Annotated in this window: 12 protein-coding genes; 10 read left to right on the top strand and 2 right to left on the bottom strand. The window is 27.7% G+C overall.

Translation table 4 applies throughout. The annotated features are described in order from the left end of the window. Positions 1-4 precede the first annotated feature (4 nt). Positions 5-856 (bottom strand): Pr6Pr family membrane protein, encoded by an 852-nt coding sequence (locus S100390_RS03340; protein WP_070406875.1) that lies wholly within the window; start codon positions 854-856, stop codon positions 5-7. A gap of 403 nt (positions 857-1259) precedes the next feature. On the opposite strand from S100390_RS03340, the gene S100390_RS03335 reads away from it, so the two are divergent. Together S100390_RS03335 and rbfA are read left to right on the top strand one after the other, a co-directional pair. Further along, a complete protein-coding gene (locus tag S100390_RS03335; RefSeq protein WP_070406874.1) occupies positions 1260-3374 on the top strand; it encodes a hypothetical protein in 2115 nt (704 codons plus the stop codon). A 70-nt stretch (positions 3375-3444) separates the two neighbouring features. Next, positions 3445-3783, top strand: coding sequence for a 30S ribosome-binding factor RbfA (rbfA, locus tag S100390_RS03330; protein ID WP_070406873.1), 339 nt, complete (start codon positions 3445-3447; stop codon positions 3781-3783). A gap of 80 nt (positions 3784-3863) precedes the next feature. Here rbfA and S100390_RS03325 read toward each other — a convergent pair whose 3' ends face one another. Beyond that, a complete protein-coding gene (locus tag S100390_RS03325) occupies positions 3864-4724 on the bottom strand; it encodes a bifunctional 5,10-methylenetetrahydrofolate dehydrogenase/5,10-methenyltetrahydrofolate cyclohydrolase (protein WP_070406872.1) in 861 nt (286 codons plus the stop codon). A gap of 71 nt (positions 4725-4795) precedes the next feature. Between S100390_RS03325 and S100390_RS03320 the strand changes: the two genes are divergently transcribed. From S100390_RS03320 to S100390_RS03285, 8 genes are all read left to right on the top strand, one after another. After that, positions 4796-5248, top strand: a complete 453-nt coding sequence (locus tag S100390_RS03320) for a GNAT family N-acetyltransferase (protein ID WP_083258397.1) — start codon at positions 4796-4798, stop codon at positions 5246-5248. Positions 5249-5262: 14 nt separating this feature from the next. Then, entirely contained in the window at positions 5263-6870 is a 1608-nt protein-coding gene (locus S100390_RS03315; RefSeq protein WP_070406871.1) for a formate--tetrahydrofolate ligase, read from the top strand. A 43-nt stretch (positions 6871-6913) separates the two neighbouring features. Next, positions 6914-8257 carry a hypothetical protein gene (locus S100390_RS03310; protein ID WP_070406870.1) on the top strand — a complete coding sequence of 448 codons (1344 nt, stop codon included), beginning with the start codon at positions 6914-6916 and terminating at the stop codon, positions 8255-8257. A gap of 162 nt (positions 8258-8419) precedes the next feature. Beyond that, positions 8420-8905 (top strand): hypothetical protein, encoded by a 486-nt coding sequence (locus S100390_RS03305; protein ID WP_231918024.1) that lies wholly within the window; start codon positions 8420-8422, stop codon positions 8903-8905. A 102-nt stretch (positions 8906-9007) separates the two neighbouring features. Continuing rightward, positions 9008-10174, top strand: coding sequence for a bifunctional phosphopantothenoylcysteine decarboxylase/phosphopantothenate--cysteine ligase CoaBC (gene coaBC, locus S100390_RS03300; protein WP_070406869.1), 1167 nt, complete (start codon positions 9008-9010; stop codon positions 10172-10174). A gap of 2 nt (positions 10175-10176) precedes the next feature. Next, positions 10177-10941 (top strand): type III pantothenate kinase, encoded by a 765-nt coding sequence (locus S100390_RS03295; RefSeq protein WP_070406868.1) that lies wholly within the window; start codon positions 10177-10179, stop codon positions 10939-10941. Positions 10942-11537: 596 nt separating this feature from the next. Continuing rightward, positions 11538-12449, top strand: a complete 912-nt coding sequence (gene truB / locus S100390_RS03290; RefSeq protein WP_070406867.1) for a tRNA pseudouridine(55) synthase TruB — start codon at positions 11538-11540, stop codon at positions 12447-12449. Further along, positions 12449-13336, top strand: a complete 888-nt coding sequence (locus S100390_RS03285; protein ID WP_070406866.1) for a riboflavin kinase — start codon at positions 12449-12451, stop codon at positions 13334-13336. The genes truB and S100390_RS03285 overlap by 1 nt, the downstream gene beginning before the upstream one ends. Positions 13337-13386 lie beyond the last annotated feature (50 nt).

The raw sequence follows: 13386 nt of genomic DNA, 5'->3' as shown, positions 1-13386 counted from the left end.
ATCACTATTTTCGTTTTTTGTTTGCTTTTTTATTTCTCAATTTTTGTTTAATGTTTTGATAAATTGTTTTATATCATAAGGTGCGATTTTGATACTTATTAAATACCCGATACATTCCATTGTTGAAACTTTGCAAGAGAACATGGAAAGTAGTAAAGACAACTGTAAAAACAAAGATAATAAAGAAAGTGGCTTGAACTTTTGTTAACCCAGCAATGAGGGGATTATCAATATCCAAAAAAGGATAGGGATAAGCTCAAATTGTATCACCATCACGGTTTCAAGCGGCAGCACGAATTAAAACATACATTAAATAAAAGATTGGATAGCTTAAACTAATTCATCAATCTTTTGTTAAAAATTCTTTTTTTCAGCTAATACGATGATCACCAAATGATAATAAGGTATAAACAAAAAACAAGATGGGCATAATAAAGTGGGTGACAACCGTACAACTAATTTGCGCTTTAGTGTACTCAGCAATAGTTACTTGCCCATTCTTATACCCAATAATAATTCCAATTCAAAAAATAAAGAACATTAATAAGTTTCAATTTAAGATGCTTAATTTAAAGTTTGTTGAAAAAAATCAACTTTTTTGTTCACGATGATGGTTAAAAATTGCTAACATTAATCAAACAATCGTAATGATATTAACCTGAACTGAATAAAAACTTAATAATATATCATAATTTTGTAAACTAGAGCGATAAGAATTTTTATCGACATATCAGAACTCTTTGAAAATATCAGCATAAAAACCATAAGCTAAAAAAGTAAAGGCTAAAATGGCAATTATTAATTTATAATATCAAAGATAATCTTTATATCAAATTCGATAAGTTCAACGTTTCATAGTTCCTCCTTGATAATCTTTTAAATATTATCATAAGAATACTTTGATAAAAAGATAATTTTTATGATTTTATATTCTTTGTTAAACTAAAATAAAAAAGATTTCCAAATTATGGCGGTGTTATTTTATTTTTTTAGTGTTATAATAAAAAAAGTGAGTTGCAATAACTCACTAATTTAAAAATATATATGTGAGAGCATACTCAAGATCGCGAAACCACAACTATGCTCTCATAAATAATTATAGCATTTTGCTATAAATTTATGAGAGTTTTAGTTTTAAAATTCTCATTTTTTTGTGAAAATTTTAAAATTATCCCATTTTTATTGTTTTGAACTCCCTATACCTTGAGTATTTATCGCATATATATTTTATTTTATTGTAAATCCTGGAGGTTTTACGTATGAAAACCATTAGTGTAAAAACTTTATGTGATAAGTGTCAAATTAAGTTAAAACAAAAACTAATAATTGTAAAAAATGAAAAAAAAGAATTTTTAAAAAATGCAATTTTGTTAGAAATTAAAGATTTAGAAATTGTGAAAAAACGAAAGGAACATAATATTAAAATTTTGGTTTTTTTGCAATGTGCAAAACGTCGTTTTGGTATTTTTACTAAAGAAAGTTTATCTGATGAAAATCAACATATTAAAGCAATTGTTCAAGAATGTTTATTTAATTCTGATGAAGAAGATGAAATTATAAATGTTCTTCTTGAAGAACATAATCTTGTAAAAAAAGAAGTAAATTTACCTGTTTTGATAAAAGCAAACCCTGTTTCAGTGGATAAAAAAGGCTATTTACAAAATCGTCATTTAGCAATGACGCGTTATCATCGATTTTGCTGTGCAACACAAATGAAACGTCATGTATTAATTATTTGGTTACTATTAATCTTATTAATTGCTGCTAGTTTAGGAACAACCTTAGGTCTTTACTTTTCACAAACAGAATTAGGTCCAAACATCGTGACTGATCTAAGAAAATGACCCCGAGTTTCATTGGGCACCGTGTTAAAGAATCAAATGCTTGGTAAAATTCAAAATAATACTAGTACAACTATTTTAAATGCTATTAAAGCAAAAAACCCAGACTTAAAAACTGAAGATGTTTTTATTCAGAATATTGTTGAAACAAAAGCTCGTGTTTATGTAAAGTCTTCTAGTATTTATTATGTTGATAACTCTTATGTTGATGTTTACTTTTATCCTGACCGACTAACTATTAATACACACCTCTCTAATTTAGTCTTATGAGAAAAAGTTGATCAGTTAACACCAGAAAACATTTTAACGGTTACTAAAAACAGTAACCCAAAGTTAGTTGTTAGTCAAATAATAGTTCAAAATATTGCACCAAATCAAGCTAGTATTATAGCAACAGTTAATAATACCACTTATGTTGATAATGATATGGTTACAATTTATTTTAATACGAGTGGAAAAAAATTATTATCTGCTGATTTACAAAATGTTAATTTAGGTAAAATTGAAAATAAAAAACCAACAACAATTTTAGCTGCTGTAAAAGCAAAAAATCCAAATGTTGTTATTGATGAAGTTGCTGTTGATCTTAAATCAATTAATAGTCGACAAGCAAGTATCGTTGTTAAAACAGAAAGTTCAGAATATATCGCAACTAGTTCTGTTATTGTTAATTATGCTTTATTAAATATGCGAGTTGGCCAAATTAAAGATATTTTGTTTCGAGAAGAGACAGGTTGGGGAGAAGATGGCATTCGTTTTTCAAAAAAAAATAAAATTACACAGTTTAATAATGGTGATATTGTTCTGCCAAGTCAGAATGGTATTTTATCTCAAATAGATTTAAATTCAAAAATATTGAAACGAAAAAGCGATAGTTTTTTTCCAACAGCAATTATTAAATTACAAGATGACGTTTTTTGAGGACAAAAGTACGATACAGTTTATCAATATAAATATGTCTGAGATGACTGACAGGAGAGAGGTGCTATTTTTAATGATCCAGACTATGATTATGGTAATTATTCAACATTAACGTTGTTACAAGATGGAACAGTGTTAGCAACTTGGGGTAAAAATATTTATCATTTATCTTCGACAGGGACAAAAGTTGGATTTATTAATGGCAAATATTTCGCTAATGATATCCAAAATGTTATTCAATTATCAAACGGAAAAATTTGAGTACAAACTGATGAAATTATTTATGAGCTTGATTTATATGCAAATAGTGCTAGAGAGATTTTTAATATTAAAAGTAATCCGTGAATTAAACCTAGTACAATTAGTGCAATAACACCACTACAAGATGGAACTGTTTTAATTGCGGGGGCTCCTTTATCGGGGAATGGCAGAGCAAAATATGATATGTATGTGCTGAACGCCCAAGGAAGTATTCAAAATTATTTTACAAATTATGATAAACCCTTTGTTGAACATAGTACGATAACTTCGTTAATTCAAGTGCAAGATGGCACACTATTAGCGTTAGCAACCGGTGAAAAATGAAGAATATATCAATTAAATACGGAATAGTTTAAAAATATTCGCTTTATTGGAATGCTTTGTTATAATATTAGTAAAGTTAGGAATAAGGTGAATATATATGGCAAATAAAATTAAAATTGAAAAAATGCAATCATTGATTGCCCGTGATTTAACACTTATTATGCAACGTGAAATTCGTGATGAAATTTTAAATACTTTGTCAGTTAATGCGGTTAAATTATCAAATGATTTAGGGCATGCCAAAGTTTACTATTCTTCATTATTGACAAAACCAGAATTAGAACTTACTAATGTCGTACAAGAATATAAAAATGAGATTCGTAGTAAATTAGCACATAAATTGGAAATTTATCGTTGTCCAGATTTAGAATTTATTTATGATCATTCATTAGATAATGCAAATAATATTGAAACAATTTTGCAGAAACTAAAATAAAGAAATCCTTATAATTAATAAGTTAGTTTTCTCTTTTTTAAAATAGAAAATTAAAACAAAAAATTATAAGGTTTTTTATATTAAAAATTATTATTTTGATAATAAAGATATAAAATATTTTCTAATAAGGCGGCGATTGTCATTGGTCCAACTCCACCAGGGACAGGGGTTATCATTTTAACTTTTGGAAGAACATTTTCAAAATCAACATCGCCACATAGCTTATTGTTTTGGTCTCGATTAATACCAACGTCAATAATAATGGCATTTTCTTTTATCATTTCAGAAGTTATTATTTTTGCTTGTCCAACAGCAACAATTAAAATATCAGCTTGTTTTGTAAAAAAACTTAGATTTTTTGTTTGCGAGTGACAAACCGTAACAGTGGCTGAAGCGTTTATTAATAAGTTAGCAAGTGGTTTACCAACAATATTACTGCGACCAATAACAACAACATGTTGTCCTGCCAATTCAATTTGATAATGTTTCAATAGTAACATAATTCCTTTTGGTGTCCCTGGTAATAATTGATAATGACCAAGCATTAGATTACCCAATATTTTGGGGGTAAAACCATCAACATCTTTTTTTATTGTAATACTATTAATAATTTTTTCACTATTGATATGGCGGGGCAAAGGAAGTTGTACAAGAATAGCGTCAATGGTTGAATCATGATTTAATTGATTAATAATATTAAGAAGTTCTGCTTCTGTTATTGTTTCTGGATGTGTTAGGACATTACAAATAATTCCTACTTTTTCACAGGTAATTTTTTTATTTTTAATGTAAGTACTACTTGCTTTATTATCACCAATTTGAATAATTGTTAAACTAGGAACACGATGGTTCTTTTTTTTAATTTCGTTAACTTCTGTTGTAACTTTTGCTTTAATTAAGTCACTAACCATTTTTCCATCAATTATTTTGGTCTTATCCATTAAGGTTTCCCTCTTTTCTATGCTAAAATGTTTTTATATAAGTATTGTATCTGAAAGGACCATAAAAATAAATGCAAAATACAATCATTTTTAAAAGTGCACTAGGTAATAATAATTCAATTTATGCTGATGCTATTATGATTAGAAAAATTGTCTTTGTGGATGAACAACAAGTTCCTTTAGCAGAAGAAGTCGATCAGTATGATCAAACTGCTGATCATCTTGTTGGATACCATGACAACGAGCCAGTGTGTTGTGCGCGTATTTTGCAACAAAACGGGAAGTGGTTTTTAGGACGGATTGCTGTTCTTAAAAGTTATCGTCATCAGCAGGTGGGAATTTTATTATTACAAACCTTATTAAAATATGTTAAAACCAAGCATCAACCTGTTGCTGTCTATTTATTTGCGCAAAAGCAAGTTGTTGGGTTTTATGCAAAATTAGGTTTTATTAAATATGGGGAAAGTTTTATTGATGCAAATATTGTGCACTTTCCAATGGTTTATTATTATAATAACAATTAAAAGGAGTTGAAAAAATGGAAAAAATCATAACAATTGGGGCGAAAATTAATTTAACAGCCGATAATTTAATTAAATATGGGGATTACATTGCGAAAGTAAAAGCTTTTAATTTTAACCATTTACCAAAAAAGGCAAAGTTTATTTTAGTAACGGCAATTAATCCAACCAAAGCAGGAGAAGGAAAAACAACTTGTTCAATTGGGATTGCAGATATGTTAAATCATTTAGGCTATCAAACAACCTTAGCACTACGAGAACCATCATTGGGTCCAGTTTTTGGGTTAAAAGGATCAGCGACTGGTGGTGGAGAATGTGTGATGCAACCAGAGAACGAAGTCAATTTACATTATACTGGTGATTTTCATGCGATTACAACAGCAAATAATATGGTTAGTGCCATTATTGATAATATCCTTTATTGGGGTAATGCTTTACAAATTGATCCTGCAAGAGTGGTTTGACAACGTTGTTTAGATGTTAATGATCGTGCGTTACGAAGTGTTGAAATTAAAATTAACGATAAAATTCAACGAAATGAGCATTTTCAAATTACAGCTGCTAGTGAAATTATGGCTATTTTAGGATTGAGTAAGGATTTTAATGATTTACGTCGTCGTTTAGATCAAGCAATCGTTGCTTATAATTATGAAAATAAACCAGTTTATTTACACCAGTTACAAATTACAGGTTCATTATTAGCACTGTTAAAAGATGCTTTATTGCCAAATTTAGTTCAAACAAAATATGGAACACCATTGTTGGTTCATTGCGGTCCTTTCGCAAATATTTCCCATGGTGCAAATTCTTTAATTGCAACTGATTTAGCCTTAAAATTAAGTGATTATGTTGTTAGTGAAGTTGGGTTTGGCAGTGATTTAGGGTTTGAAAAATTTAATGATATTATTAACTTAAAAGAAGAATATACTCCTGATTGTACAGTATTAGTGGCAACAATTCGAGCTTTAAAATTACACGGTGGTGCTGATGAAACAAAATTGGCATCAGTTGATCTTGCTAGTTTGCAAAAGGGGCTAGCTCATTTAGAACATCATATTAAAATTATTCAAAATTATCATTTAAACTTTGTTGTTTGTTTAAACCAATTTGCAACAGATAGTCCAGAAGAAATTACATTAGTAACAAATTGATTAGCAGAACAAAAAATCCCGTTTGGAATTAATAACACTTATCATCTTGGAATTAAAGATAATTCAATGTTAGTTGAAACAATTATTAAACAAACAGCCCAACCACAGCAATATCAATTATTATTTAATCCGCTCACAACTTCATTATCAGACAAAATTAAAATTATTTGTGAAAAAATCTATCAAACAACGAAAGTTACTTTTAGTTCTGTTGCACAAGAAAAAATTGCTTTTTATGAACAAGATAAGAAATATAAAGATTGGCCAGTTTGTATGGCTAAAAATCATCAAACAATTTTTGGCAATAAAGATCCTAATGATAATCACATTACTATTCGTGATCTTAAAATTAATTCTGGAGCAGAATATTTTATTGCCTATTTAGCTGATATTATTACAATGCCAGGGTTAAATAAAAATCCCAATGCCCTTGGGATTGATGTTGTTGATGATCAGATTATAAATATTAAATAATTTTTGTTATAATTATATTAAATTAAAAATAGGGGCGAATTTAATGCAGAAAAAAGCAAAATTTTTAGAATTAAATAGTATTGTTAGCAAGCAACTTAATTTAGCAAGTAATATTCGTAAAAAAATGCATGAAATTTTTACTACTTATAAAAAAAGTTTTCAAAAAATAGGTTATCAAGCCATTGCCCTTGGTGAATACGGTCTTAAAACTTTAACCAAATACGATAAACTTGAATTGGAATTAGCGGTTGTAAAATATGCTCCTAAAAGTAGTAATGGGTTACGAGAACGGATGTTCCAAGCTGTTCTTGGTGAAATACGAAAAAACGTTAAAAAGGGGACAGTTATTAAAGATACCCAAAATGAGGGGTATTTAGAATATCAAATAAATGATGAAGTAAATCTTATTGTTCGTATTATTCCTTTTTGTTATAAAAAGAATGCTGAAGGCGAATTAACATATATTTTTTGACGGAATGGGATTGAAAAAAGTGATAATGTAATTCAAGTTGTACAAGGTTTTAATAAAGCTAACAAAATTTCAAATAATTTATTGCGAACATTAATGAAAATGATTAAGTATGTTCTCAAAACTGATTTTACTTATTATTATATTTTATATACGTTAACATTACGATGATTTTATGAGTATTTTGTAAAAAAATATGATAATTATTTACAAAAAATTGATGCAAGTAAAAGAATTGAAAAAGAAGACTTACTAAAGTATCGGAATATTAATTTTCAAAAAAATTGATTTTTAAATAATATTGATGGTGAAGAATTAATTTTTTATATTTTAGAACGTTATTGGAAAACAGAAACCTACTATTTCCGTGAATTTGAATTTATTGAAGAAGAAATTTTTGAATCAATTTCACGTTATAGTTGGTATACCAATAATTGTTTTTTAACACCATATGATTATTATGTGGACTTTAAAATTTATAATATTAAAGAATTTAACGATTTGAATTATGTTCAAAGAGAATTAAAACACGCTGATTTTTCGCGAATTCAATATGATTATTGTCGTAATCATGATTTGGGAATTTATGTAACACCAGTTAAAATTAGTGGTGTTGTTGGTTTTATTGCTTATGCAATTAATTTTAAGAAAAAAGCAACAACATTATTTAAAAAATTAGATCCAGCAAAACGGAAAGATGCAATGAGTGTTAATCAACGTGAAATTATGGAAGAGTTAAATTTAATTGCTCATAAGTGATTAACAACATATCGCAAAAAACTAACTTATGTTAAAGTTTATTTTGATAAAAAATATCCAATTATTTCTTCATCAAACTATTATATGCGGTTACAAGCAATTATGACTTCGGTTGATAGTTTAAAAAATGATGATTATATTGCTGGAAATGATAATTAAACCCGTTGTTTTCATTACCTAATTAATCGGTTTTTATGGATATTTTTTTCGCAAAAAGGAGTAAAAATAATGTATAATATATAAGTATAATAGTATACAACAGCCACTTAGAGATTGTTTCTTATAAGGATTAAAAAAATATATTTATACGGGGTGAAAAAAGTGTCAGTTTTAGGAAGCAATAATTGCAGTCAGTTCTATGATAATGTAATCCGGGAATTATCATTGATTGTAAATAATGAAAAAATTATTTCACATGATAATCCTGTTTTAGCATTAGAAATTAAATTATATTATATTATGAAAAGTGCAAAGTATAGTGCAGGGCAAAAAGATGAAATTTTGAAACAAATGATTCTTGAACGAACAAAAACATTAGAATTTAAAGTTACTGCGTTAATTAAAGAATATGCGCAAGTTTATCAAAAAATTTATCAAAAACCATTAGATTTACAATATGCTTATATTTCAATTTTGAAAAAAGTAAAATATTTTGTGCAAGAACGTTATGGTGAACGTTTATCCATTATTCGCATTTTTTATTGTCGATACTTAGAACAAGGACAATGACTTGAATTGGTTGATGGAATTATTGCAGAATCACAACGAAGAATGCAAGCTGCTTTTTTTACTAAAAAGGATCAGTAATGTAATAATAACTAAAATCGATATATTAATATTTTAATATATCGATTTTTATTTGTATAATTAACATAATTAACAAGAAGATAAGAAAGCAAGGTGAATTTGATGGCAAAAATTATATTAGTTATTACAGGAAGTGTTGCCGCTTATAAAGGCCTTGCTTTATATGAGGCATTAAGAAAAGACCATCATGTTGAATTAATTTTAACTCAGGGAGCCTTAAAGTTTTTAAAAGTAGTTCCTCCGATGGTTAAAACAGATATTTTTACGCAACACTATTATGATAAAAAAGATCCATCAGAGCACATTACAATTGCGGCTGAAACTGATTTATTTATTGCCTATCCGGCGACCCAAAATTTTATTGCTCAAATAACTCATGGTTTTACCGATAGTTTGGGAAGTCTAGTTTATAGTGTTGTACAAAGTCATAAAATGGTTTTTCCAGCAATGAATAGTGGGATGTATTTTTCTGCAGCTAATTTACGTAATTTAATACAATTAACAAATGATGGTGTTCAGGTTTATGAACCGCGGTCAGGAATGTTAGCATGTAATACAACAGGAATTGGCCGGGCTTGAGAATGAGAAGATGTTTTAACTGAAATCAACCATTTTTTACATTGAAAAGAACTATGACAAGATAAAAAAGTGATGCTTAATTTTGGCCGCACAAAAACATTTCTTGACGATATTCGTTATCTTACTAATAATTCAAGTGGTAAAATGGGTGATGCTTTACATACTGTTTTAACTTGAACAAAGTGTGCTCTAACAACAGTTGTTGGTGATTGTGATGTCCCAATTTATTATGATCATCAGAAGGTAAATACCAATCAGGAGATGTTAACAACAATGTTAGAACAGTATTCACAACAAGATGTTGTTATTGCTTGTGCCGCTTTAAATGATTATCAAGTTGCTAAACCGATTATTGGAAAAATTAGTAAGCGAGAACATCCCCAACTTGATGTAACATTAACTTCAAACATTGATGTTTTATCTGAATTGGGGAAATTAAAACAACACCAAATTTTAGTTGGTTTTAGTGTTCAAAATGATTTTGATTTAGCTTATGGCCAGCAAAAACTAGTTGAAAAAAATTTAGATTTAATTGTTATTAATCAAATTAAAGCGATGGGTTCTAATCAAAATGAAGTTATTTTATTAACCAAGAATATGCATCGGCAAATTCCTAACCAAAGTAAAATTATTGTTGCTCAAGCAATTTTAACAGCAATTAATGAAATTATAGAAGAGAGAGATAAATAACAATGAAATTATTAGTAGATATTGGTAACACAGCAATTAAATTTGCAATTCTTAATCCCGCCCAAGAAATTACATCTTTTTTAGCAATTTCTAGTCGAGAATTAATTGCAGAAAAGAATTTTCGCCAAAAAATAATAACAGCCTTAGATAAAATAAAGTTAACTTTAGCAAATTTAACATTATTATGTTTATCATCAGTTCGACCAATGTGAGATGATTTATTCTATCAATTAGCCCTTGATTTACAAATTCCGTTTTACCAAGTTAAAAAAAATTTAACAATTGAACGATTAGCAATTGACATTCCTAATCCACGGAATCTTGGGGCGGATTTAATTGTTGGGTCATATGCAACATTAGAATTATATCCAGCACAAGATGTTATTTTAGTTAATATGGGAACAGCTACCACAATTTCATTATTGAAACAAGGAACCTTATTGGGAACAATTATTATGCCTGGATTAGAAGCTGCTGCTGAAGCACTATTTAATCGAGCACAGTTATTACAAACATTTGATTATTCTTATGAAAATGCAACTTTAGGAAAAAATACTAAACAAGCAATCAATATTGGATTAGTTAATGGTCATTTATTAACTGTAAAGGCTTTTGTTGACAAACTTACAACCCAAGCAACTGCTCCACAAGTGGTGCTAACAGGGGGCAATGCAAGTTATATTAAAGATTTAGTTCCTTATCACTATGATAAAAGTCTTCTTTTTAAAGGGTTAGTAGCGATTTTACAAGATAATAAATTAATATAAAAAAATAGGGCAAATGTCCTATTTTTTTATATTTTTGAGATATTTTAATAATTTAAAGTCCATTTAGGTATTTATACATTTTATTGCTCGTTCCTTTATTTTAAATAAAATAAAGATTACCTAACATGTCCAATTTTTTATTTGATTTACTTATTTGTCTACTTAAGACAAATTAATAATAGCATAGATTTCAAAAATTACAATAATTTTGGATAAAATTTCTTGTTTTTTTTCTTGTTTTTATACTATTTTTACAAAAAAAAAAAAAAAATTAATTGAAGAAAAATGAACAGCCTATAAGAAACTTCAATTAATTTTTATAAATGTATGAAAAACAAACTTTTAAGATTATTTTATATTTAAATATTGCCACAAAATACAAATTTTAGCACAAAAGGAAAGGCTAGAATAATTTAAGAAAGATATAAATGTAACAATATTTATTTTTCATACATAAATATCTTAAACTATATTTTACTAATAATCAATTACTTTTATCAAAAAATATTCTAAAAAGCATTAAAAGTCATCTTAATCAATGTTAGGAATAACTCAAAAAATGATATAATGAATCAAGAAGTGGGTGATTTTAACATATGCATGATGGTATTTTTTTAATTAATAAACCAGCTGGAAAAACAAGTAATCAAATTATTCAAGATATTAAGAAAACCTTGATGATTAAAAAAATTGGCCATGCTGGAACTTTAGACCCTTTAGCAACAGGTCTTTTGGTGGTATTAGTCAATAATGCGACTAAAATGAGTGAATATTTGTTAACAGCAGATAAAGCTTATGATGTTGAAATGCAATTATTTGTTGAAACAGATACTGGTGATATTACTGGCAATGTTGTTAAGGAAGTGCCCCCCTTTAAGCTTCGTAAGAAACAATTAAAGAAAATTTTTAGTGAATTTAATGGATTTATGTATGAACAATATCCTCCTAAATATTCTGCTATTAAAGTTAATGGTAAAAAACTTTATGAATATGCTCGCCGCGATGAAGTAGTTGAAATTAAACCACGAACAGTTACAATTAAAGAAATTAAGTTGAAAAAATATAATCATCATGACCATACTATTACATTTAGTGTTTTATGTACCAAAGGAACATATATTCGTAGTTTGGTTATGGACCTTGCCGCAAAATTAAATACAATTGCAACGGTTAAAAGTTTATGTCGAACGCAATCAGGGAATTTTTTGTTATCAAAAGCAATTGCTCCCGAAGAAGTAAATTTTGATCGCTTAATTTCAATGTATGATGCCTTGTTCACAAATAAACAGCAGTTATTACTTTATCATTATGATGAAGAAATTAGACAAGGAAAACCAATAGTTATTATTAATCATACAGATCCAATTATTTTTATTATTGATAAAAACAAAAATGTTTTAGCAATTTATAAACATATTGGTAAACATGTTTATGCTTGTCAGCGGGGGTTATGGGCAAATATTGATATTAACCAACAACAAAAAATAGATAAGGATGATCATTATTAATGAAAATTTTAGCATGAAATAAACCAGCTAATAACGAAGCAAAAATTGTTTGTTTAGGTCTATTTGATGGTTTTCATTTGGGACATTTAAAACTAATTAATCGGTTAATGGAAATTAAAACAAAACAACATTTAACGACATTATTTTTTACAATGTCACAAAGTGTTACTGATTTTTTACATCAAACTGATACAAAATTATTAGATAATAAATCAAAACAACAAACAGCTGCAAAATTAGAGTTTGATTATTATTTAGAAGTTCCATTGACAAGTGAATTTATGAATTTATCTGCGCAACAATTTTTAACAATATTAAAAGAACGGTTTCATGTTGTTAAAATTGTTATTGGGTCTGATTTTCGGTTTGGAAAAAATCGTGAAGGAGATTTTAACCAAATTATCACTTTTTTTGGCCAAGAAAATGTTTATTTAATTACTCGTCAAGATGATGCTTTTTCTTCAACAAAAATTCGTAATTTATTGTTAAACCATGATTTACCAGCAGCAAATAAATTATTATATGAAGATTATCATTTACGTGGTAAAGTAAAACCAGGTAAACAAATTGGACGAACAATTAATTTTCCAACCGCGAATATGTATTTACCACAAAAAGTAATTTTACCTTATGGGGTTTATATCACACAAACTTGAGCACAAGGGAATCTTTATCCATCAATGACTTCATATCGGTTATTTGAAGGAAAGGAAGTTGTTGAAACATATTTGCTAGATGTTGATTTAAATTTATATAATCAAGAAATTATTGTTTATTTTAAAAAATATTTACGTGAAAATATTAAAATAAATAATTTAACCGAATTAGTTGATCTTTTAGAACAAGATTTAGTTGATACACTTGCATTTTTTGCGAATAAAGCATAATATTAATGAGGTTGTTATTTCGTTGGTTTAAGATAACCCTTTCTTAAATT

Origin of the sequence: Spiroplasma sp. NBRC 100390 (assembly GCF_001886495.1) — a bacterium.
GTDB lineage: Bacteria > Bacillota_I > Bacilli_A > Mycoplasmatales > Mycoplasmataceae > Spiroplasma.
This window is presented reverse-complemented; position numbering and strand designations above follow the sequence as displayed.